Genomic DNA, 23,012 nt, shown 5'->3' with positions numbered 1-23,012 from the left:
AAAAGGCCTTCCTGGTGAAGGCTTTTTTTCTGTCCTACGTCTGGATATTTACAAAATGGAATTTGTTTATAATAATCCCACATCTGTCCGATAAAGAGAGTATGGGACCACGACGATTTTGGCGACACCTTTCAGTTTCAAACAAACTTTACGCTGTTATCGGCGTGATGGCCTTTCTTATTGCTTTAGAGCTTTTCTCTCTCTACTTCGCGATGAATACGCTTTCTTCCTTACGCGGTTTCGTCACAGGTGAAAGCTTGTGGTCGAAAGCGCAAAAAGATGCCGTGATCAGCTTGCACAAATATGCGCGCACTCGTGATCCAGAATTCTATCGCTCTTTCCGTGAAAATCTGGAAATTCCTTTGGGCGATAGTAAGGCACGTCGAGCTTTAGAAAAAACGCCGCCCAATATTCACGAGGCTCACGAAGGTTTTGCACAAGGACGAATTCATCCCGATGACGTTCCCGGCGTTGTGCATTTGATTTTGAAATTCAATAATGTCTCTTACGTCGCCAGAGCCATCAGCATCTGGCAAGAAGGTGACGATCTGACCAACGAGATGATCTCTTACGGAGAAAATCTTCACCATTTGATTTCCACTCGGGCCCCGGAAAAAGAAATCATCACGACACTGGATAAAATCGACGAACTCAATGATCGTTTAACAATTTTAGAAGGAAGTTTTTCTTACACCTTGGGTGAAGGTTCACGCTGGCTTGAAGGTCTTTTAATGATCACTCTTCTTCTAGCAGTGTTGATTGTAGAAGGCACAGGCTTGTTTCTTACCGTTACCTTCAGCCGCAATCTTTCAAAAGGACTTAAAGAGCTCAATGTCGCCGCTCACAAAGTAGGCCACGGCGAGTTCGATGTTCATGTCCCCGTACGCTCAGGTGATGAGTTGGGACAGCTCGCAGAGTCTTTAAACAAAATGGCTTTCGACTTACGCCACAGTATCGGAGAACGACAGCAAGCCGAACAAGCAAGCCAGTTAAAAAGTTTATTTCTTGCAAATATGAGTCACGAGATCCGCACACCTTTGGCTGCGATTATCGGATTCTCGGACTTGCTTAAAGATAAAAATCTACCCGAAGAAGAACGCCTGCAATATTTGAATGTCATCCATCGCACAGGAGAAAATCTCACTCGCATTATCAATGACATTCTAGATTTATCTAAAGTCGAAGCCGGTCACTTAGAGATTGAAAAAAGTCAGTTCTCTTTGTCTTCACTTCTGGATGACATTCACGTCGTGATGGTGGCAAAGAGCCAAGACAAGCCTATTCATATTGAATTCAACCGTCGCGGTATTGTTCCTGATATGATTTACACCGACCCTCTTCGTTTGCGCCAGGTTCTGACAAATGTTTTAGGCAATGCGATCAAGTTCACGGAAAAAGGCTACGTGCGCATGACCTATGAGGTTTCAGGCGACAGTCTTGTTTTTACGATTAAAGACACCGGTGTCGGTATAGCGCAAGACAAACGCACCCTGCTGTTTCAGGCATTCAGTCAGATCGACAATTCGGTTTCAAGAAAATATGAAGGCACAGGATTGGGTCTAGTACTCTCTAAAAAGTTAGCGCAAATGATGGGTGGAGATGTGACTTTGGATGACAGCCAAATCGGTAAAGGTTGCACATTCACCGTGCGAATTGCCTTGCAAACGGTGGCTCCAACCATAGCCAGAGCTTCCACTCACCGCGGAGAAATTCATCTTGGAAAACAACTCGCCAGCACAAATATACTTTTGGTCGATGATGTCGAAGACAACCGTCTTTTGATTCAGCGAATGCTAAGTAAAAGGGGCGCCAAACTGACCTTAGCGACAAATGGCGAAGAGGGTCTCAACAAAGCTTTGGAAAATAATTACGATATTATTTTAATGGATATTCAAATGCCGGTGATGGATGGCTACACGGCCACACGAAAATTACGTCAAGCCGGATATAAAAAACCGATCATTGCCCTGACTGCTCACGCTATGAAGGATGATCGGGAACGTTGCATAGAAGCCGGTTGCACGGATTATTTAACCAAACCCGTGCAAGTCGAAGCATTGATTCAAACGATATTAACGCATTCGATGGAAGAAATGACTTAGTTTGAACAATTCATTATTTTATTCTTTGTGATGCAGGAAGTTTGTACTTCACCATTTGCACCATTTTTCCCATCGGGTCCTTTGTCGCCTCGTGGTCCCATCAATCCCCGGATTCCTCCACAATTTTGCCCTCTGCTATCGACCGTGGGATTGCCTCCGTCGCCGCCGTCGCCACCGACACCTCCAGGTTTGCCCATTCCTCCCACGCCTGGAACTTTTTCGACATTGTGAACAAAACGACTTGAGTCTTCGATAGAGATTTCTAAAGTACCCGTGGCCCCGCCTTTTTTGCCGTCTCCACCGGGATATCCCGGAAGACCTTTAAGGCCTTCAGCACCGCTATAGTCAAATGGCAAAAGAGCTTCAGGACGACGGCGTTGGCAGAACCTTTCACTACGTCCGTCTTTGCCTTTCGGTCCTTTAAGTGCAAAATCAGGATATTTCGCCGGGATTCCATCTCCGCCTGATTCGCCACGCATTTCGATAGTAAGACCTCCAACCGCGACACCAAGATCTAAAAGAATATGTCCTCCAGATCTTCCTTCTTCACCTAATTGCGCTTTCATATTTTTGGGAAAGGTCGCAATTCTTCCTTTAGCAGAAACAAAACGATTGGCATGGATTCGAACATTGTTTCCCATGGTATAAAGAACGCCGTTTTCCTCAAGGCGGAGTTCATCAAACTGAAATTCGAAATCTTTGTTTTTGCCAGATTCCACAGAAAGCATTTCTTCTTCAGTGACGATTTTACCGTTCCAAATGTAGAGGTTTTTATCGACCACAAGATTTCCCATGCTTTGAACTTCGACCATAGGTTCTGGCGCCTGCGGTGTTTCATCGTCAGCGTCCTTAAATTCTACGCAGCCCGCGAGCATTACCAAAGCAGCGAATCCGGTTGTTAGCTTTAAGATTGTTTTCATTATTATCTCCTTTTCATCGCATTGAGGCCTATCCAAAAGAGGCACCTTCAGAGGAATCAAAGAGACGACGCCAGGGTTCCGGACACCGGACGTTGGCCTGTGAACAGCTTTTGCAGTGGCTCCTTAATGCTCCAGGATGGAGCCTTGGCCGTAAAGGTCGATGAACTCGAAGGAACGAGACAAAATGGAATACAGCAAGATCAACTACTTTGAAAAAGCCGACTCGAAAAAGCACCGCGAGTTTATAATTTCTCAAAACAATTGCATACTTTGCGGCACAGTGCTGGAGCTAAAACACATTGCTGATCGCGGAATTTCTGAAATCAAAGAAGAAGCATTCTGCCCTCATTGTGAAGTCAAAACTCGGGCGAAAACGCATAATTTGAATTGAGCTTCGTCAAGAATTCGACAGGGGATTTCGTCAGAAGGTTGACGTTATAAGGTCCCCGCCAATTTTTTTACATCCGAATAAAAGCTTCCAGACCAAGACATCTCAGGATTTCCAAAACTGGATTGCTTATGTCCAAAGATCGTTTCTGTCTCGCCTTTTGTCCAAGAGTTCACCCACACATGAGCGCACTCTAATTGCGAAATCACCTTCATCACTTTTTCCGAAGGTCCCCACACAACACCCGAATGAGCAAGGTAACTTGTATTCGCCCACTTCAAAGCCTCGTGTTGATATTTAACTGGAGTTATCAACAATAAAGGTCCTTGCAGCTCGTCTTGTTGAAGAACGCTACAGTTTGGGAGATCGAGCATCACAGTGGGTTTATAAAAATAGCCAGGACCGTCGTGACGAGTTCCGCCGACAAATACTTTTCCATGCTCTTCTACACCGCCGCGAATTTTTGCATCAATGCTTTGAATCGCTTCCTCTGAAATTAAAGGTGTCCACACTTCAGAGCCACGCGGATCTTTAAGAGGTGTTAATGCCGAGAGATATTCTTTGGCGACAGTCAAAAAATCTTGAGCAAAGGACTCAAGAACAAAGATACGCGAAATATTCCAACAGAGCTGACCCTGTCCCATCAAAAATGGACGAAGGATTTCGGGCATCAAATTTTTATAATCTGTATCCGCTAATACAATCGCGGGATTCTTTGCACTCCCATTGAGTTGCATTTTTTTAAATTGCGAAAGACCCGCCTTTGCTATGCTTTCCATGGTTGAAGTTTTGCCAACGGCCGTGACCGCGTGAATGCTGGGGTGACCTGCAATCACTTGAGCAATATCACTTCCACCTTGCAAAATATTGATGACGCCGGTTGGGACGTGCGCCGCTTTTGCCGCCTCACCCAGAATTTTTGCCGTGATCGGAGACTGCTCGGAAATTTTAATGATCACAACATTTCCAGCAGCCAAGGCCGGAGCCAACCTTTCGATCACGAGTTTTAAGGACAAGCACCATGATGTGATAAGACCCATCACACCGTTAGGTTGTTGTAAAATATTTATCGAACTTCCTAGCAAAAGACTTTGCGCATTGTTTTTCAAAATTTGAACGGCAGGTCTCACACTGTTTTCTAAAACAAAGGAATACGAAAGACCCTGATGAAGGGCTTCTTCATAGGCAATAGCCTCGGCATTTTGTTCTAGGTAAGCGGCCATTTTAGCTAACAACTCGGATCTATTTTCTTTTGAAAGCTCTTTAAAAAGAGGTGCCGCTTTTTTTGCGATCTGCAAAGTTTTAATGACGTCCATAGCGTCGCTTGACGCCACTTGCGCTAAAACGCTTCCATCAAAAGGAGAATATTTTGTGAAGGTTGCTTTGCTTTCGGCAGGGACAAATTCCCCGCCTATAAAATTTGAGAGGTCCAAAGAACATCCTAGTACAAGTTTTGGTTTCGATACTGCATCAGATGATGCGCCAACATATCTGATTTAAGTACCTCATCCGCGACTCCAAGTTCAATGGCTTTCTGTGGAGCATAGGGAAATTGCGCTTCTTCAGGGTGCTGCACGACGCTAGCGCCACCCTTTTTCTGCACTTCAATAAGACCGTCGACACCATCGGTTCCGAATCCACCTAACAAGACAGCGTAGACGCCTTTGGAATAACTTTGGGCTGCTGACTGAAACAAAACGTTGCTTGATGGCAGCTGCGAACAAACAGGAGCTCCTTTTACGATGTTCAGCATAGGACCATGCGGACCTGCTTGAATTTTTCCGTGATGTTCAGAAGGGATAAAATATACATGTCCCATTCTTAAGAAATCTCCATCCTTTGCAACAACGGATGTCACTTTTGAACCGACCTTCAGCTTACTGATAAAGGCTGTGATAAAATTCGCTACCGTACTGCATGACACCACCACAGGTGGCGTATCCGCAGCCAATCCCTTTACGAATTTTTCCAAAGCGTCGGCACTTCCGGCATTCCCCCCCAGAACAACGACTTTTAGCTCCGCAGCTTTTCTAAGTGTAGAGGTCGCGTTGCTTGCGCTTTTCATTTCCATCACTGGCGGAGCCTCTTTTAGTTTTTTAAGAACATTGACTGAAGCCGCCGCACGAACTTTATCGACGAGCATTCCTGCAAGGTCCTTTAAAACTGCCGGATCAAACTGCGAAGGTTTATGGACAAATTCTATGGCGCCTAATTCCAAGGACTTCAGAGCGGCTTCCCCGGTGCTTGCGAGTGAAGACACCATCACAACGGGAATCGGATGATGTTTCATGATTTTTTCCAGGAACATCACACCAGACATTTTCGGCATCTCGATGTCCAAGGTGATCACGTCTGGTTTTTTATTTAGAATAAGTTCACGAGCTTGATAGGCATCTGCCGCCGCTCCAACTACTTCCAAACCGTTCTTGGTAAAAATATTTGTGAAAAGAGTTCTTACTGTTGCCGAGTCATCGACAACTAGAACTTTCACGTTTTTCGCTACAGACAAGGGTTTGAAGCCCGAGACATCCACAGGTCTTTCCACAGTACCACTGTCTTTTGAAGAATTGTGAAGCACGTCAAATGTCGCCGTGTTCAACTTAATGGTTCTCGCAGATTCGCCTGCAACGTTTTTTTCTAAAATGGGAATACCCAGTTCCTTAAGCATTTTTTCGGCCAGATCAATGTTGCGCTTTCCAATGCCATCACCTAATTGTGCCACACTGATAACGTTAGCACCGCCGTAAATCTTGGCTTGCAACTTATTGCGATTCGCTCCTAAGCGCACACACTCTTCAATAAGAATGGGAATCGCATGACTTCCATAACGGGTATTAGCTCTTTCTTCAGGAAGACCGTCTGATAAAAGATAATGGTTCAAACCGCCGATTTTTGTTGTCGGATCATAAATGGCTACCGCCACACAAGACCCCAAGAGAGTCGAAATGATCGTTTCTTCTTTAAAGGCCGCTACTTTTCCGGGAAATAAATAGTGTGTGTTCATTATGCCACCAGTTTTTCTAAATCCAGCACCATGATACTTTTATTTTCTCTAATAAAGAATTGCTTCACAAAGGAAGCTTGGATCATAGCTGAATGGTTTTCTATATTTTGAAGTTCTGAATCGCGTAGGCTTAAGAGGTCGTCGGTTTCAGTGACCTGCAAAGAAAAACGCACTCCTTCATGTTCGCAGATAATGTAGTAAGAATTTTTAGCATCCACTGTTGCAAAGCCATGATCTTGAAAATTCACGACAGGAACGGCTTCGCCTCGAAAGGGAATCACACCAAGAAGTCCCGGCTTTTTTTGAGGTAATGAGTAAAGAGGCAAATGGCTGCTGATTTCCACGACGTTGAGCAAGGGAATCGCAAAATCTTGCGCGCCCCAACGACAGTGCAAGAACAAAGTTTCATGGCGGCTCTCGGCCACCAAAGAAAATTTTGCGGCAAGCTCTGCGGAATCTGTTTTTTCAACGATCAAAGCTTCCGCATAGGCTTTAATAGCTTTTAGAGATTTTACGAACTCAGCCGCTTCTTTTTGGCCTTCCGTTCTTTTTTCAAAGCCGTCTAACCATTCTGCGAAGAAACTAAATTCGTTAGTTTTCGCGTCGACAGCCCAGGCTCTTGTTTGCTCAGAAACTTCATTCCGGATACGCTTCCACAAAGAATCGTCCACAAGATCTATAAACTTGTCTGCTTCTTTCACCAAGCTATCGAGGAAGTAGGTTTTTAACTCGGCTGTAAAGTCATCACCAAAGAAGTCACTCATGCTGCTTCCTCCACTGAGCCGGCTTGTCTGACCATTAAAGCAATCAACTTTTCAGGATCTACGATGTACGTTACTTTTTCGTCTGCCAGGATTGAAATACCCTTGAAGCCTTTTTGTTCACCAACGATCTTTCCAAATGATTTCACTACAAGATCCGTCTGAGCTTCGATTTTATCCACCAAGAGCGCAAAGATAGCATCTTTGATCTTAACAAAGACAGCAGATGAAGAACGAACTTGTTCCTCGCTTGCGGTAGTTCTTAAGCAGAGCATTTCACCGTAATTCATTAAAGGAACCGTGAATCCACTGAACTGACAATAACGAAGGTGATCGACTGTCGTGATCTGCATTTCGGCGCAAGAACTGATATGAGCCACGGATGTTAACGGCACAGCAAATTGGAAATCCTGCCATGCACAGAGCAAAGCGCTTTCCACCATAATGTGCTGAGGGATAGGCATCTCGAGTATAAAACAAGCACCTTGCCCCGGGTTGTTTTCGATAAATATTTTTCCTTGATACTTTTCAACTGTCGCAAGAACGATGTCCATACCCACGCCCCGACCGGAAATCGTCGTGACTTTTTCTTTCGTTGAAAAACCCGCGTTGAAAATAAAGCGATAGACTTCATCGTCAGAAAGTTTTGCCGCGGTCTCTTCTGTTACCAGTGCCAGCTTTAAAGCCCGTTGCAAGATACGTTCTTTGTCCAAACCTTTTCCGTCGTCTTTAAAAACCACGTGAACGGTGTTGTGCTTTTCAGAAACTTCGAGAGACAAAGAACCAATAGGGGATTTGCCCTGGAGGGCTCTTTCAAATTGATCTTCGATACCGTGGTCAATAGAGTTGCGCGCAACATGCACCAACGCTTCATAGAGATCTTTTCCTAAGCCTTTATCAATAAGAAGCTCTCCACCGTGAATTTCAAAGTGGACGTTTTTGTTCAGCTCCGTTGAAGCTTGGCGAACAAGAACATGCAAACCTTGGAAACTGTCACTGGCTTTTTCTTTACGAACAGATTGAACCTGATTCTGAAACTGATCGCAAATCTTAGAAAGATTTTGTGAAAAATCCGTCTGGCGTCTTTCAAAAAGTTCTGGTTGTGAACGAAAGTTCACTGTCTGGTTTATCATTTGAAAGAAATTTTTTAATACCAGAAGCTCGCCGGAAATTCTAAGGAACTCATTAAGCTGCTTCACCGAAAGCCAAACACCTTCGTCTTCTGCAGAAGAAGCTTGCACTGTTCTTGCGATAGAACGTTGGACGACGTGGCCTTCATCAGAAAACTCAAAACCGCCATATGCAGAAATTAGCTCGATGGCTTCGCTAAGTTCTTCAGGAAAAAGTTCGCGCTTATCACGCAAACTTTGAGCAAGAACTTTGAGAATGCGGGAACTCTTTAAAAACAAATCGATGCACTCTTTGGGAACCGGACGCGATTCGCGCTTAATACGTGTAAGAAGCGCCTCAAACTCGTGAGCAAGAGAACCCATCAACTGTCCACCAGGAACGGAACCGACACTGCCTTTGATGGTATGAACTTTACGGAAAAGTAAATTGATTTGGTCCGCGTTTGTAGGATCGGCTTCAAGTTTAAGAATCAGACCGTCGAGATCTTCAAGAATCTCTTTGGATTCTTCAAAAAAAACGCGTGAGACTTCTTCGACTTGTTCGAAGTCGATGAAAACGGCGGCTTCCTGTTGTGCATTTTCAAGTTCAGATTTTTCGTCAGACATAACTCTTGGAAGATCCCGCTTTCAATCAGTGTAAAGTTCCAAGAATTTATCGGCATTTTCAGGGATTTAGGTTAGGTACTTCGGAGGCTTACGGGACCAGATTTTGGTTACAAAATGGAAGAGCGACCTTGCGGTCGCTCTTGATTATGATTCTTTTAGAATCCAGGCGAAGGACTAGCCGGCTAAGAAGCCGTCACCTCCGCCTTGGTTATGTCAGATGTTTTAACCATAAGCACCACCTCCTCTCCAGCCCCAATAGAAGCTTTAGATGATAGTACAATGGTCTTAACAAAATGCGCCATAGTTTCATGGTCCAGTTTTTTTTTGAACCATTCAGATTGAAACAGTCAAACTACAAAGACCTGATGAACTGGATCAAAGCAGTACGGTCTGCCCTGGGAAGTTTCGCAAAATTAGATTTTGAAAATTCCGCTTCCCCACCGTGCCACAAAATCGCTTCTTCAATGGTGCGAGCTCGACCGTCGTGCAGGAAACCTGCGCGTGGATTGATCGTTTGAGTATGCCCCAATCCCCACAGTGGACGCGTTTTCCACTCGTATCCTGTAGCATCGAAATCTTGGCGTCCGTCGGCAAGTCCCTCTCCCATGTCATGCAAAAGCATATCCGTGAAAGGATAAATTTTTTGATTACGGAAAGCGGGATTTGCGTGATCACCTGTTACAAAACTTGGTTGATGGCAGCTTGTGCAACTTACCTGATGAAATAAATTGGCGCCGCGAACGATTTCAGCTTCGTCAACATTGCGACGAGCAGGAACTGCGAGAGTTTGCGAGTAAAATACAAGATCGTCAGAAACTTCGCGTGAAGCTTCGACCATTGTAGGACGATTTTTTCCCTGCATGAAAAGATCATAGAGAGCCGTACCGACAATGCTCTCTTGAGGGAACGCATAGTTTGTCACACCGATATCACCGCGAAGGGCTCCGAGTGATTGATGGAAAACAGAGGGCGTGTTGTTTTTTAATCCAAATCGTCCCATCGAAACAGGATAAGGATCGTGAGCCATGCTTTTTTGAATATCAAAAACGTAGTTCGGTTTTCCGCTGACACCTTCGCTTGAAAGATCGCGAGCGGCCAATGCAAGAATATCGGATTCTTTGATCGCCTCAAGAAGTCCAAGACCAATCATTGGAGTTCCGATACGTGCGCCCATCTTCACATCTTTTTCGTAAAGACGACTGCGTGTTTGCCCCGTGACGGAATCAAAATATTCGTCGTAGGCATCTGTGATCTTGAAGACTGGTTTACGCAATTGCACCACTTCCCCGTCAGGATATGTGAAGGTGCTTTTTTCGTATTTCATCCAAACTTGAGCTTGGCCTACGCCAGGAAGATCTTCGCGAACTCCCATGGAACCCAAATGGAAAAGTTGATCTGAAAAACCAGGAACAGCAACAGGAGCACCCCAATTATTTTGAGCGCTCTTTGGATGTTGGACGCCGTCTTCAATACTGATACGCAAAAAGACCGCTTCGTTTTGTCTGAGGGGAACCCACTCTTGACCAAATGGAATTACCGGCAAAGCGCCCCGACCGTCTTTCGAGTGACAAGCATTGCAGCTTGTATTGTTGAAAACGGGTCCCAAACCATAATCAAAACGACTGGCATCATCAGAAAAATTTCTTTCAAAAAGAGCATCGCCAGTTAGATGCTGGCGAATTTGTTCCTCCGTTAAATTTGCGGCGGGATTCCTGAAAGCTTGAACCGATTCACCTCTAAAAAAAACTGTCGTGTCGCCGCCTGATTTAATGGCGCGCACGTAGTCCATATCGATGGAAGGAGCCGCGTTTACCGCTGCTCCCATCATCATTCCACTCAAAGCAGTTAGAACAATCCAAGCTTTCACATCATCCCCTATTACATATCCAAAGTCGGAAGAACTTCAGACTCAAGAACACCGTGAAGAGCATTCAAAGCGTCGATGGCTTTTTGTGTGCGTGCACGACCATCTGGTGTGAAGATCGCTTGGCCGAAGTCACCGCCATTGGCAGGGCGGATGGCTTGGATCAATTGCATGCAGTTCAAAATGTCTTGTTCAACTTGTGCCGCTAAGGCAGGGTTGACTCTTTCAACAAGAGCCTTCACGCCAGGACCTTTTGTTGTTCTGTAGTGACCTGTGTAGATGCTGTAAACAGAACGGATGTTGTTTGTGAAGTCGTTCAAAGAGTTCCATGCAAATGGTGACTCAACGAGAGCCATGTTTGCAGAACCGATGTCAGCACCCATTGGATCAGACATTTTACCGTTGGCTACTTCGTCAACGATGCCCATCATACCTTGGACAAATTCTTCCATCACGGCTCTGTCAGACGTGTAAAATTGGTTATCAAAACCGGGTTTGCTAATCACTTTTACATAGCCAGGAGCTGATGGATTTTCAGGGTCATAATTTGTGGACCATGTGTAAGCCAAAGTCGCTGCGTGTTCCGCCAGCAACGCGGACGTTGCTTTCAAATATTCAAACTGTTTACCCGTCAATGCGGAAACTGGTTTTGTATTTGCCGAAGTTCCATCACCGAACAAAAGATATTCGATCGTGTGAAAACCTTGAAGATTTGTTCCCAAAGCGCGCACGAAATCTGTTGTGATCGCGCGGTTTGATTTAAGAACGTTATCAAGATCCAACTTGTTCAAGGGCCAGGTGTCTAACATCGGATCAATACCCAATGAATCGACGGGTCCAAACAAGAAAGACTCCGAACTTTCCCAAGGAACGCGAGCTGCGCGCCATGCAGCTTGGGCGTTATTCAAATTTTCTTGCGTTGGATTTGCAGCCAACGCATCGACTGCCGTTTTCAAATTTGCTGTCTGAGATGCAAGGTCATTGTAAGTTGCAAGAATCACATTGTAAGAAACGTGATTGATAATCTCTTGGTTCGTCGCCGCTTGAGCCGTTGCCCCCGCAAATGCGAAAGCTGCGAACATCATTTTAAGAGCTTTCATTTTTGTCTCCTTTAAAAGATTAATTAAAACGATCTAAATCAAATCCAAATGCAATATTGGCTTGGTAAGTTTCTGGCAGACCTTCCAGTTCTGTTTTTTCACGCGAGTATTGAACTTTCATAAAGGCGGCTGTGTCCCACATCCACATTAAGCCGGCCGACTTTTTTGTCATGTTGTAACGAGGGTTTTTATTGATGTTCCCAGCAACGTCAGCAAACGTGTCGACGTGTTCTTGTTTTAGATAGAATGTTAAATCTTCCAAAGCGTCGTAAGAAACCTGCACGCTTTCAAGACGAGCTTTGCTTCCCAATGGAGCAAAGGCTTTGGGTTTCGCAAGTCCACCCAACGTGGCGTTGGCTTGAGAAACTTTATCGGCGTTATCAAGTTCACCCAGAATCATCTGTCCTTGAACGCCAAATTTGCCAAGTTTGTAAGATCCAAGCAAAGACCAAATCGTTACAGTCGCCGTATCTTTAAGCTTGTCGACTTTATATCTGTTTTTTGTTGTATCACCTTTGTAAGCGGCGATAGCAATACCATAGCCTTTAGCAACGTTACCAAACTCAAGACTGCCCACTGTTGCTAAATCATCGGCATTCATTGTTTCGAAGTGACGTTGGTAGCCTCCACCGACCCAGTTGTATGTTCTAAAGAATTCAGAGTTTAAACCTGTGACAACTCCCAAGCGGCCTGTGAAAGGACCGTATTTTTGCTCTATTTGCACACCAGTCTCTGTCCATCCCAGAGGAATCATACGCGCTTCAACATCAGAGGGAAGAATCGAAGGATAGCGGTGCGGTTTTGTAAGAACGGAACCCAATGAAATAAAGAGAGGAAATTTTCCGACTTTCAAAGTCGTATCGTATTTGAAAGATTTTTTATAGTAAACTTCGTGAAGGACAACTTCCCCGCCCTTCTCAATTTCCTGTTCGAACTCACCGAACTCTTCAAAAGGATCAAACTCAACGGCTGTTCCCACGCCACCGTGTTCGATTTCCACTTCGAATTCGATTTTAGAATTTTCGGTAAGGATGTACTCGCCTTCGAAGGCGAACTCTGCCAAGTCCATTTGACGACGTACAATCGGTTCTAGATTTTGAACTGTTTTAAAAGTTTCGTGTTGGCTGAATGAAATATAACCATAGGATTTAAATTCAAATTTCGGGAATTCTCCGCGAGGTTTTTCTACCGATGCCGTGGAAGTCGCTATCGGTTTTTCATCATCGTCATCATCGTCGGGGTCTTCAACTGTGGTCTTAGATTCTTCCGTTGGAGCGGATTGAACCGTTGTTGTGGTCGTGGTTGTCGTAATCGTTGTGGTTGCGCTTTCTTGAGCGTGAGCCAAAGTGGAAAAAAAGATGAGGACTAGAAATACCGATTTCATTGAACATGCTTCTCCGTGAGGGCCCTTTTAGAGAAGCACTATGTAAAGGTCAAAATCACCGCCTCTTTTTTAATCAAGTGATAAAGACCTGAATGCCAATTGAAAGTGAGTTGATAAAATTCAGAGACCTTTGTGGAACACCACAAGTTTTGTGAAAAAACTACGCTGTCAGTTGTTTTATCAACTCACGAATCGAGAGCTCTTTCAAACGCCCCACGCCAGTACCTGCCCACAAAGACATAAAATCGGAAAGACCTTTTTCTGTGGCATGCTTGCGCAAAACCTGCGTTAGAGAATTTTGCAAAGGGTAATCAGGAAGATCTTCTTCACACGATTTCATCTCTTGCATAAAGCGATTGGAAACTCCGCGCGCCCAGCGACCCGAGAAAGCTTTTGTTAAAACGGTGGAGCCTGAAGTGCTCGTAAGAAGTCTTTTCTTAAATTCGGGAGCCGCCGTGCTTTCTTTACACACTAAAAAAGCGGTTCCCACTTGCACACCCAGTGCGCCCCATTTTTTCGCCTCATGAACATCGTTGCCGTCGACAATTCCACCAGCGGCAACGACGGGGATCTGCACATTGGCAACGATTTGCTCGACAAGCTCCTGCACCGGGATCAGAGGAAATTTTCCATTAAGAAAAGAGCCACGGTGCCCGCCTGCCTCAGATCCTTGGGCGGCAATGGCATCGCAACCGATGTTTTCGAGGAATAATCCTTCCTCCAAGCTTGTGGCCGTTCCCATGACAAAGACATCCTGAGATTTGAGAGCCTGCATTTTATCCGCAGGAAGATGTCCAAATGCGAAACTAAAAACGGGAACTTTTTCTTCTAAGACCACCCTGAATTGTTTTTCAAAAAGTTTTTCGTCCCAATTGAGGCTGGGCTCCGCCGTGATACTGAGTTCGGCATGATATCGCGCAAGAATTTTTTTACTCTTTTCAATTTTTTTCTGATCTATATGCACGGGAGTTGGAATAAATAAATTCACAGCAAAAGGTTTCTGTGTGAGTTTTTTAATTTCCTGAATTTGCGTGCGTAAGTCTTCAGGATTCAAGTAACCAGCCCCAAGAGTGCCCAAAGCTCCTTCTTCACAAACGGTCGCAATAAACGAAGGAGGAGTGAAAGTTCCCGCCATCGGAGCTTGAATGATGGGAAACGTTGGAAGTTGAAAGCGCTCTCGGATTAGGTTTTTCATTTGAATAAAAATTTAAAGCGAGGAATCCTCTCGCCTTGAACATCCACAAGCTCAGACCACATATAAGCCGGACGGCACCAAAGTCTTCCTAGTGAATTTGGATAAAGCGCTTCATACAAAACGACGTCTTCCAAAGTTTCACTGTGTTTGCCAAGACCGATCACGCGGTACTGTTTTCCCTTGTAGTGCTGATAGATGGCTCCAGGAATGATTTCGTTTTCCGGATTTTTTGCCATAACAACCTTACTTCAAAGCATCCAAGTGTTTGATGATTTCCGCTTGGATTTGTTTCATCTCTTCGTCGGAACGGCGTTTCGCTCTCTTGAAATCCAAATCAGGAATCGACCACGCTGGAATCAAGTGCAAGTGATAGTGAGGCACTTCAAAACCGGCAACCATTTGTCCAACACGTGGCGAACCCGATGCTTTTAAAATCGCCTTGCCGATTTTTTGAGAGATCTTGTGCAAATGAGCATAAGTTTCAGAAGGTACTTCCGTCCAATGATTGATCTCTTCTTTGCAGATAACCAAGGTATGTCCCAAGTTCACTTGATCCAAAGCTAAGAATGATAAGACACGATCATCTTCATAAATTTTATAGCTAGGAAGTTCACCGTTGATGATCTTTGTAAAAATAGAGGCCATTTCTTAACTCCTTTAATCCTTTGGTATTATCCAAAGGTGTCTAAAGGCGAGCAAGCGATGACGTGTCTTGTAAAGCCTGGAGTTTACCAGGCTCCGAGTTTCAACAAACGAGATCCTTGATCGTAAGTGTCTTCCGCAAATCGAATGACACCATCGGAACTTAGTTGCGACGTTAAGAAAGCCATATAGACCGGCATGGCTTTTTTTAAGGCTACGCGCGTATCCATATCAAGAACCTCACCGGGCTTAGCTGCATATCGTTCGATAAGTTCACGAGTCCACGGAGTTCCCCGCAAAAGATATTCTGCCAAATCCATAGGACGTTCTAAACGCACACAACCCGAACTGATCAAGCGGAAAGGATCCGAAAAGATCTCTCTTTGATTTGTGTCATGCAGGTAAATGGCAAAGGAATTGGTTAACATAAATTTCAACACTCCCAAAGCGTTCATATAATTAGGTTTCTGACGAATAAATATTTCTGAATCGAGATTTGGGTCCTGCGCGTTCCAATCAATCGTTGTCGGATCAATTCGCTGTGTGAAGTCACGGTTCCACACTTCATAGTTTCGTGTTTGGAAATAAGCCGCAATTTCCCAAGGTTGCAGCTTGCGAATTTCCTCAACCTTATCCTCTTTAAAAATGGTCGGAGGCACCACCCAGAAAGGGTTGATCACAACATAAACTATTTTGTCTTTCAAAGTGGGCGACTTGCGGGCAACACGTCCATTGATGGTTCTAAAGTTCATTGAAAAAAGAGACGGACCTGTCTTATCAATCAAAGTAAACTGTGACATCGCAAGATTAATAAAAATATATCGATCTTCAAAAGTTTGCGGAAACCATCGCAATTTTTCCATATCAAGTCGCACTTGCTGGATGCGAGTCTCACAAGGCGTATTGAGATATTTAAATGTCCTTCCATTCGCAGAAATAACACCGTCGGGTTTTACTCGTGACATCCATTGAATGTCGATCGCAGCATCAACCGTGTCTTCATCAAAGATGTCGTCATTTGAAGGAATATTATAGCCAAGTTGGCGCATGCGTTCTTTAAGAGCGGGAATCGCCGGGCTGTACACACCTGGCTTTAAATCTTTTTTCAATGGCGGCAATTCCGGCCACTGTCCTTGTGAGCAATAAGAAATCAGCTTATGAAGTGCTTCTTTCAGTGTAATATATTGGGCCGTTTTTGGCGCCAGACCTTCCATTAAAGGATTCGCACTTGTACCGCTCGCTAAAAGCAGTACTTTGAGTTGTGGAGCTGTCAGGAACACTTTTTGTTTTAACTTTACATCGACGCCCATTGATTCTGGATTTACGACACCTAAAGAAATATCTTTAAGCAGGTTCAGAAAATTTTCGTTGGCTTGAGTTTTCAGAAGAGGATTCCCGCCTTGCTGAAACGAAAGCTCCATGGCGTCTGTCCAATAAGATTTGTAATTCAATCCATGGCTTGCGGAGGAAAGCATGGCCGCGCGAATGTCCGGCAAGCTTAAAGCATCAATGACTTCTAGATAATCAGCTTGTTTTGATTGAGTGTTTCCCAAACTTGAAAAAAATAAAGTCACACCCACAACAATGATTCGAAACGTATTCATGGCTCCTCCTCATGTTTTGTCGCTATTTAAATTTTGTCCCTGCGACGAATTATTGAGGAGGCCTGTCTGGTCCGCAGACTTGTATATTTCGAAAAGAAAATGATCCACCTGTATTTTTGCAGACAGTAAGATGTTCTATCTCACTTCTTCGATAGAAAACCAAGTTCTGACATCATTTGGAATTGTGACAGTGCCGACGCCATTAGGCCCAAAGGTCATTTCGAAGTAGTCGCCCGTTGTAACCACCACGGGGCTCGAACAGAAATTCGTAATATAAGGAGTCGTAGCTGTGTGTCCTTCTGTGAGCGTATGCGGAAGCCCTGCAGCGAAAGCTCCATTCTTATGAATACCTGAACCAATCATTCCACTGCTTCCGGCAGCAAAATATCCATAGGCATTTCCACATAAACGGACCAACGTAACTCCCGCAGGGATTGTAAGTCGTGTAGGAGATCCCGCACTCCAGAATCCACCGGTATCATACGTGGCAACATTCCAAGACACAGGACTGACGGCTGTTGCAGATGTTCCTGCATTTAACGCTAAGAGCGCTCTCTTCGCAGCTCCGGGATAAGCGGTCGTTTGCGTTGTCGTATCAGGATATTTCACACCGCCTGAAGTAGATTCGATAGTTCCGGCAACAGTGAGTTTTTGTCCTGGAGACGCAGTACCAATACCTACTTTACCATCACTTAAACGCATGACTTCTGTCAAAGTATTGGCTCCGGTTGTCGTGGTTTGAAAGCGCATATAACCACCCGTCGCCGTTGTCGTTGTGTTTTCGGAGGTCACAACTGAAATACGTGCCGTTGGATTCGGAGCTGCTGCTCCAGTTTCATTCGTACCGTAGAAATTAATCTGTCCTAAACCTTTGGCGCTGACTGTTTGTGATGTTGCCGTATCTGTACTGTCTGCCGAGGTATAAAAATCAACTCCGGGACCAATGCCGGAAACTTCCGTGCGGCGCAATTTGATGGAACTTGTCGCGTAGTTATTGCCTTGCACGTCGATACGATAAGATGGTGCCAATGTACCGAGGCCGACATTGCCCATAAATGCACTGTTACCCGAACCTACGTGCAACGCGAGCGGATTCGTAATTGTCACATTACTGCCTGCACTAGGGCTGCCCGCGAGATAAAGTGCCGAAGCATTCGTGATCGTCTGCGCACTTGATGCCGCAAAAGTATGCGTGCCAATCGAAGCCACGGTTCTTGCGGCAATAGTACCAGATCCCGTCGTGTCTGTTGACGTCACTCCAGGGATATAAAGATGCGATCCTTGAGTTGTCCAGGAAGGAGCTGAGTAGGCGCTGCCACCGATTTGCAATAAAGAAATCGGCGAAGCTGTTCCAATTCCTAAATTTCCCGCAGCCGTCAAACGCATGCGTTCTAAGTTGCTTGTTGAGTTCAACGGCGTAGTTTGGAAATACAAATCCGTTCCCGCAGCGGATCCCGAAAAATCTTGTGCCGCTTGCGCCCAGATAGAGGCGCCCATTTTATATCCACCCGCCGCATTGGAACTTCCGTTAAACGCGATCGCACCAAGAGACTCACCTGATTTCATGACGGCACTGGTGCCTGTTGTGCCGCGCATGTTAACTAGATTGATGGAAGGGTTTCCTACAGCGCCCACGGCTGGCGAACCCGCATAATTCACAACATTGAGAGCAGGATACCGAGCTGCTGTTGTCGATGTATTTTCAGAGACGACGGACATATTCGCATCGGCATCAGCCTTATACAAACTCATGTCATACCAAGAAAGAGCTTGTGTACCGAAACCAACGCTTCCGCCGCTAAGAATCGTCATGCGCGTCGTATTGTTAGTTTTTAAAACTAGGTTACGGCTGTCGTTCGTTCCTAAAGTTGCAACAGCGCCGAATGAGTTTCCGCCTTGTTTAAAATAAGTCGTATCGTAAGGAGCTGCCGGCAAATCTGCAGCCACCAACGTACGGAATGAAGGTGCGCCCGCTCCTCCACTTGGAGCCGCTAAGAAAGTATTTGCTGATTTTGAAGCATAAGTGATTGCCGCATCACCGATAGCAATCGATGTACAAACAAATCCTCCTGCGGGAGAAACAAAAGTTAAAGTCTGTGCGGCCGTACAAATCGGAAATTGAGTATAATCCGGTTTTCCACTGAGAGATGTTGAAAGGCCTGTGACATCTGCGACGGCAATCGCACTGTTCACCCAATTTGTACCGTCATATTTTAAATACTGAGATCCCGTTAAAGAAGAAATCGAAAGAGCCGTTCCGCTGAGTTTGGCAACCGTCGGATTTGGATATGTTCCACTGAGATCTCCGCCCGCCGCTCCCGTGGCGCCTGGCAAGTTCGTCAATTGGCTTCCGTCAATAGCAGGAAGTTTTGCAGAACCGTCTAAGCGAACAATTTGATTGGCACCCGTGCCCACGTTCACATTCAAAGTGACGGTTCCCGAAGCTCCTCCACCGGTTAATCCCGTTCCTGCCGTCACACCTGTAATCGTGCCACCCGTTCCTGTTGCAGAACTCACAACATCCCACGCGGAGCCATTGTAGCGATAAATTTTTTGCGTATCCGTTGCGACAAAGAGATCTCCCGTCGCAGGAGTTCCAGGTTTGCTGGCATCAGCGCCGGAGGAAATAACTCCAACTCCACCGCCATTTTTTACAAGAGCATCCGTGATACCATATCCTGACAGTGTCGTTGGTTTTCCTGTCGTGATTTTAGACCAATCTAAATTCGGAATATCTGAAGCAGCTAACGGCGGCAAAGTAGTCGGAGCCCACTTCGTTCCATTCCATTGTAAAACTTGATTCGCTGTTGGAGCTGTCGTGTCGACAGGATTGTTTTGTAGAGCAACAACTTTCGCCGCTCCAATAGATCCGGTGACATCTCCCGCAAGTCCCACATTGATGGCCTGACACTGGAAGTTTCCGGAAACGGAATTCCAATACATTGTTTGGCTCACAGTACATCCTGCAGAAGACACATAACCATTGAACGCAGACTGAGTCAGATAAGTACTGAGCGCAGCACTTAGACCATTCACATCCGGGATGCCCACCGTCGCAGGGGCCCACGTTGCTCCACCAAATTTTAAAAATTGACCACTCGTTGGAGTCGTTGTGCTAACACCTACTCCTCGCAGAGCTACAACTGTAGGTCCAGGGTAAGTTCCACTTAAATCACCACTCGCTGTGGAACCTGTTTGCAAGGCGTTCACTAAACGCGGATCATTTCCCGCCGCCACTGTGTTGGGCGTTGTTCCCACGTTCAACGTCAATGTGGGAGTCGAAGTGTTGTTGACGATCGTAAGATATGAATTTGCGGAAGTCACATTTGTGACTGTTCCTCCACTGGCGCCCGCTACAGACGCACAAGTCAAAGCCGATCCATCCCAGCTTAAGAATGTGCTCGGCGCACACGTGGGAATTCCGGTTTTTAGAATAAAGTCAGACGCGGTGTTGGTACCTAGCTTTGCCGCTGAATAAGAAAATCCTGCGTAGGGAACAGAACGCACTGTCGAGTCTGGAGAAATTGTTTTCCATCCGCTGCCATCGTGAAACTTCACGCGCAATTTGCGAACATCATCGACTTGCGGATTGTAGGGAAAATTTCCATCACAAGTAAGCGAACCTGTATTCTTAAATGCATCTAACAACGTGAACGTTCCATTGCCTGGATAACTTTGTGTTCCAAGTGCACCAATCGGCACATCAAACACACCGCCGGAGTTCACCATGTTAATGCCGTTAACTTGTTCACGATAAAGAACGCAAAGACCATCAGGACTTGTGATCTCAAATTGAAAACTGACGTTGTTGTATTCCAGAGGAGATCCATCCGACTTCAGAATACGACCTTGATAAGTCAGCGAGCTTGGAGCTGCAAAGCCTGCAATCGCAAAGAAAAATGAAAGAAAGAATGTCCAGCTACGTACAAGATTAGACATGCCTCTTTATCGGCTTTTTAACAGACTCTCTTTAAAGTTTTTCGCTTCAAATTGAGATACTGGACTTAGTATTGAGTTCAATAAGAGGTTGCCTCTAAAATCTGATTCAAACTTAATAAACCGGAGTGACTCAAATGAAAAAGGCTGACTTTTCAGTCAGCCTTTTATGCGCCGTAGACGTAAAAAATCCCCTGGCACTTTTTATCTTTGGTTAGCGGGAACCCATTTGAGGCCTTCTTTGCCAGCCCATTTTCCGCGAGGACGGTAGATGCGGTTGTTAGCGTATTGCTCAAACGCATGTGCACACCATCCAGAGATACGAGATGCTGCGAAGATTGGAGTGAACAAATCTGTTGGGATACCCATAGAGAAGTATACCGTTGCAGAGTAGAAGTCCACGTTCGGCATCAAACCTTTTTCGTTGAACATTGTATCGTCAATCAAAGTCGACATTTCGTACATGTGGTGGATACCAGCAGCTTTAGTCAACTTGTCAGACATGCTACGCAAGATACGAGCACGAGGATCGCCGTTTTTGTAAACGCGGTGACCGATACCCATTACTTTTTCTTTTGCAGCCAAAGCGTCTTTCACGAATTGCTGAGCTTTTTCCATTGTGCCGATTTTTTGCAGCATCAAGATCACTTGCTCATTCGCACCACCGTGAAGAGGGCCTTTCAAAGCACCGATCGCAGAAACGATGGCAGAGTGAAGATCAGACAAAGAAGAAGCTGTCACGCGAGTTGCGAATGCAGAGCAGTTCAACTCATGGTCCGCGTGAAGGATCAAGCAAGTGTCCATCACTTTTACGTGTTCAGCATTAGGCTCTTTACCACCGCCCAACATGTACATCATGTTCCAAGCGATAGATTTATCAGTTTTTGGAGCTACGGGCTCTTGGCCTTTGCGGATCGCATCGAATGCGCAAAGAAGAGTTCCCATTTTCGCCGTCAAACGAACAGATTTTTTCAAGTTCGCTGCAGGAGAATTATCATTTGCATCAGAATCCCAGTGCGCCATCAAAGAAACAGCCGTGCGCAACCAACCCATTGGGTGAACGTTTGTAGGAATTCCTTTAAGAACTTTGATGAATTCAGGGCTCAACGCCATTTCTTTATGAAGTTCCGCAGAGAAAGTTTGCAACTCTGCCGCTGTTGGAAGCTTGTCGTTCCAAAGAAGGTAAGTCACCTCTTCAAAAGTTGAATTCGCAGCTAGATCTTCAATTGTGTAACCACGGAAATTAAGAGAATCACCGACGATAAAAGAAACTTTCGTCGTACACGCAACAACGCCTTCCAAACCCTTGTCCAAGGCGCCTTCGTAAATATTTACTTCAGCCATTGTAGTGTCCTTTCTGACTTTCAATATAACATTGTACTCATATCAACATTTTGAACAACAAGTCACCCTCAAACCCTACAAAAGCCGCAAGGTAAATGAGAAACCCGATCGATCCTCAAAAGAGTAACTTGTTCGGCAGTCTTAGTTTTTAGCTAGTTTAATGACTCTATCTTTTACTTCCGTGACGATCACGGTTTGATCACGAACGGGATCGGATTTGCCGGAGTATTTTTCATTAGCAAAAAGGATTTCGTTACGAAGTTCGTGCACGCCTTGTTTCGCTGCTCGCGAGATGGCTTCGGAAAGACCGTGGCCTCCCCAGTTAACACCTAGGGAATTCTGCGAGTTTTTCACTCCCTCGGTTGTTAACACCACGCGGTCTCGCGGATTGAGCTGGATCGTGCGACTTTGAGGCTCCGTGTTATAATCTTTCCCAAGACTTGGGCCTGTTGGGAGCAGCTCCACCAAGGAGTCCTGTCCATAGACCTGCAAGAACCCATCAATGGTTCCGACCGAGCAGTATTGCATTTCGTAACTGCGGCGATCGACAACGCCATAAAAAACGCTGGCCTTGTCATCGTTCTGAATGCTCGGAACAACTTCTTTCGCTAAGAGAGCAACAACTTTGTGAGCCTCAAGCCCGCGGCGCGCTTCCATTTGCGAAGAGATTTTAATAATCACGGAAAGAAGCATCGACGAAAGCGAATAACCGCTGGCACTGGAAATTAGAATTCCGAATTTCAGTTTATCTTCGTGCTCAAAGATATCGAAGTAGTCACCGCCCGAACGCGTGCCCGGCAAAAACTTGGTGCTAAATTCAAAACCCTGAACATTGGGAAGCTCTGTCGGAGATAAAAACTTTTGCAGAGTTTGGGCAAGTTTCAATTCTTGGCTGACTTGAGAGATCATTTTTTCCAAAGCCGTATTGGCTTTTGAAAGTTCCAAACGATAGCGATGAAGTTCTGCTTCTTTCACCGCAAGTTCGTGTTCAAGTTCTGAAATACGTTCTTTCAAATCATTTTCGTTTGCCAT

17 protein-coding genes are annotated in these 23,012 nt (G+C 45.3%); 2 read left to right on the top strand and 15 right to left on the bottom strand.

The window, feature by feature from the left end:
• The first annotated feature begins 101 nt into the window (after positions 1-101).
• Positions 102-2,102: a response regulator gene (locus tag ACLSSO_RS02735; protein ID WP_413943982.1), complete on the top strand. Its 2,001-nt coding sequence runs from the start codon at positions 102-104 to the stop codon at positions 2,100-2,102.
• Here the strand turns inward: ACLSSO_RS02735 and ACLSSO_RS02730 are convergent.
• Positions 2,099-3,022: a hypothetical protein gene (locus ACLSSO_RS02730; protein WP_295900416.1), complete on the bottom strand. Its 924-nt coding sequence runs from the start codon at positions 3,020-3,022 to the stop codon at positions 2,099-2,101. The genes ACLSSO_RS02735 and ACLSSO_RS02730 overlap by 4 nt on opposite strands.
• 184 nt (positions 3,023-3,206) lie before the next feature.
• On the opposite strand from ACLSSO_RS02730, the gene ACLSSO_RS02725 reads away from it, so the two are divergent.
• Positions 3,207-3,413 (top strand): hypothetical protein, encoded by a 207-nt coding sequence (locus ACLSSO_RS02725; RefSeq protein WP_295900418.1) that lies wholly within the window; start codon positions 3,207-3,209, stop codon positions 3,411-3,413.
• A gap of 44 nt (positions 3,414-3,457) precedes the next feature.
• On the opposite strand, the gene ACLSSO_RS02720 is transcribed toward ACLSSO_RS02725, so the two are convergent.
• The 14 genes from ACLSSO_RS02720 to ACLSSO_RS02655 form a co-directional block, all read right to left on the bottom strand.
• Positions 3,458-4,843 (bottom strand): aldehyde dehydrogenase family protein, encoded by a 1,386-nt coding sequence (locus ACLSSO_RS02720; protein WP_413943981.1) that lies wholly within the window; start codon positions 4,841-4,843, stop codon positions 3,458-3,460.
• Positions 4,844-4,851: 8 nt separating this feature from the next.
• On the bottom strand, positions 4,852-6,414 hold the full coding sequence (locus tag ACLSSO_RS02715; protein ID WP_413943980.1) for a chemotaxis protein CheB: 1,563 nt from the start codon (positions 6,412-6,414) through the stop codon (positions 4,852-4,854).
• Complete coding sequence (locus ACLSSO_RS02710; RefSeq protein ID WP_413943979.1) at positions 6,414-7,178, bottom strand: chemotaxis protein CheW; 765 nt, start codon at positions 7,176-7,178, stop codon at positions 6,414-6,416. Before ACLSSO_RS02710 ends, ACLSSO_RS02715 begins: the two co-directional genes overlap by 1 nt.
• The gene (locus ACLSSO_RS02705) at positions 7,175-8,911 is read right to left on the bottom strand and encodes a chemotaxis protein CheA (RefSeq protein WP_413943978.1); all 1,737 of its coding nucleotides are present in this window, start codon (positions 8,909-8,911) and stop codon (positions 7,175-7,177) included. The genes ACLSSO_RS02710 and ACLSSO_RS02705 overlap by 4 nt, the downstream gene beginning before the upstream one ends.
• 352 nt (positions 8,912-9,263) lie before the next feature.
• On the bottom strand, positions 9,264-10,778 hold the full coding sequence (locus ACLSSO_RS02700; protein ID WP_413943977.1) for a di-heme oxidoredictase family protein: 1,515 nt from the start codon (positions 10,776-10,778) through the stop codon (positions 9,264-9,266).
• A gap of 11 nt (positions 10,779-10,789) precedes the next feature.
• Positions 10,790-11,875, bottom strand: coding sequence for an imelysin family protein (locus tag ACLSSO_RS02695; RefSeq protein WP_295900430.1), 1,086 nt, complete (start codon positions 11,873-11,875; stop codon positions 10,790-10,792).
• Positions 11,876-11,894: 19 nt separating this feature from the next.
• Positions 11,895-13,259 carry a hypothetical protein gene (locus ACLSSO_RS02690; RefSeq protein WP_413943976.1) on the bottom strand — a complete coding sequence of 455 codons (1,365 nt, stop codon included), beginning with the start codon at positions 13,257-13,259 and terminating at the stop codon, positions 11,895-11,897.
• A gap of 160 nt (positions 13,260-13,419) precedes the next feature.
• A complete protein-coding gene (locus ACLSSO_RS02685; protein ID WP_413943975.1) occupies positions 13,420-14,454 on the bottom strand; it encodes an NAD(P)H-dependent flavin oxidoreductase in 1,035 nt (344 codons plus the stop codon).
• Positions 14,451-14,690 carry a DUF1653 domain-containing protein gene (locus ACLSSO_RS02680; RefSeq protein ID WP_413943974.1) on the bottom strand — a complete coding sequence of 80 codons (240 nt, stop codon included), beginning with the start codon at positions 14,688-14,690 and terminating at the stop codon, positions 14,451-14,453. Before ACLSSO_RS02680 ends, ACLSSO_RS02685 begins: the two co-directional genes overlap by 4 nt.
• A 7-nt stretch (positions 14,691-14,697) precedes the next feature.
• On the bottom strand, positions 14,698-15,099 hold the full coding sequence (locus ACLSSO_RS02675; protein WP_413943973.1) for an HIT family protein: 402 nt from the start codon (positions 15,097-15,099) through the stop codon (positions 14,698-14,700).
• An 83-nt stretch (positions 15,100-15,182) separates the two neighbouring features.
• Positions 15,183-16,700 carry a L,D-transpeptidase family protein gene (locus ACLSSO_RS02670; protein ID WP_295900442.1) on the bottom strand — a complete coding sequence of 506 codons (1,518 nt, stop codon included), beginning with the start codon at positions 16,698-16,700 and terminating at the stop codon, positions 15,183-15,185.
• A 135-nt stretch (positions 16,701-16,835) separates the two neighbouring features.
• Positions 16,836-20,639 (bottom strand): hypothetical protein, encoded by a 3,804-nt coding sequence (locus ACLSSO_RS02665; protein ID WP_413943972.1) that lies wholly within the window; start codon positions 20,637-20,639, stop codon positions 16,836-16,838.
• 201 nt (positions 20,640-20,840) lie between these two features.
• Positions 20,841-21,980: a citrate synthase gene (locus ACLSSO_RS02660; protein ID WP_413943971.1), complete on the bottom strand. Its 1,140-nt coding sequence runs from the start codon at positions 21,978-21,980 to the stop codon at positions 20,841-20,843.
• 141 nt (positions 21,981-22,121) lie between these two features.
• Complete coding sequence (locus ACLSSO_RS02655) at positions 22,122-23,012, bottom strand: PP2C family protein-serine/threonine phosphatase (RefSeq protein WP_413943970.1); 891 nt, start codon at positions 23,010-23,012, stop codon at positions 22,122-22,124.

The sequence above is a fragment of the Bdellovibrio sp. HCB-162 genome, assembly GCF_047344985.1.
Taxonomy (GTDB): domain Bacteria; phylum Bdellovibrionota; class Bdellovibrionia; order Bdellovibrionales; family Bdellovibrionaceae; genus Bdellovibrio.
Note: the sequence above shows the minus strand (reverse complement) of the source record. Positions and strands in the feature narration are given on the sequence as shown.

Excerpts from the sequence above, each read along its gene's own strand:
- ACLSSO_RS02735 (WP_413943982.1), top strand. The coding sequence starts at position 102 with ATGGGACCACGACGATTTTGGCGACACCTTTCAGTTTCAAACAAACTT.
- ACLSSO_RS02730 (WP_295900416.1), bottom strand. The coding sequence starts at position 3,022 with ATGAAAACAATCTTAAAGCTAACAACCGGATTCGCTGCTTTGGTAATG.
- ACLSSO_RS02725 (WP_295900418.1), top strand. The coding sequence starts at position 3,207 with ATGGAATACAGCAAGATCAACTACTTTGAAAAAGCCGACTCGAAAAAG.
- ACLSSO_RS02715 (WP_413943980.1), bottom strand. The coding sequence starts at position 6,414 with ATGAACACACACTATTTATTTCCCGGAAAAGTAGCGGCCTTTAAAGAA.
- ACLSSO_RS02710 (WP_413943979.1), bottom strand. The coding sequence starts at position 7,178 with ATGAGTGACTTCTTTGGTGATGACTTTACAGCCGAGTTAAAAACCTAC.
- ACLSSO_RS02705 (WP_413943978.1), bottom strand. The coding sequence starts at position 8,911 with ATGTCTGACGAAAAATCTGAACTTGAAAATGCACAACAGGAAGCCGCC.
- ACLSSO_RS02695 (WP_295900430.1), bottom strand. The coding sequence starts at position 11,875 with ATGAAAGCTCTTAAAATGATGTTCGCAGCTTTCGCATTTGCGGGGGCA.
- ACLSSO_RS02690 (WP_413943976.1), bottom strand. The coding sequence starts at position 13,259 with ATGAAATCGGTATTTCTAGTCCTCATCTTTTTTTCCACTTTGGCTCAC.
- ACLSSO_RS02685 (WP_413943975.1), bottom strand. The coding sequence starts at position 14,454 with ATGAAAAACCTAATCCGAGAGCGCTTTCAACTTCCAACGTTTCCCATC.
- ACLSSO_RS02680 (WP_413943974.1), bottom strand. The coding sequence starts at position 14,690 with ATGGCAAAAAATCCGGAAAACGAAATCATTCCTGGAGCCATCTATCAG.
- ACLSSO_RS02675 (WP_413943973.1), bottom strand. The coding sequence starts at position 15,099 with ATGGCCTCTATTTTTACAAAGATCATCAACGGTGAACTTCCTAGCTAT.
- ACLSSO_RS02670 (WP_295900442.1), bottom strand. The coding sequence starts at position 16,700 with ATGAATACGTTTCGAATCATTGTTGTGGGTGTGACTTTATTTTTTTCA.
- ACLSSO_RS02665 (WP_413943972.1), bottom strand. The coding sequence starts at position 20,639 with ATGTCTAATCTTGTACGTAGCTGGACATTCTTTCTTTCATTTTTCTTT.
- ACLSSO_RS02660 (WP_413943971.1), bottom strand. The coding sequence starts at position 21,980 with ATGGCTGAAGTAAATATTTACGAAGGCGCCTTGGACAAGGGTTTGGAA.
- ACLSSO_RS02655 (WP_413943970.1), bottom strand. The coding sequence starts at position 23,012 with ATGGCAAACGAAAATGATTTGAAAGAACGTATTTCAGAACTTGAACAC.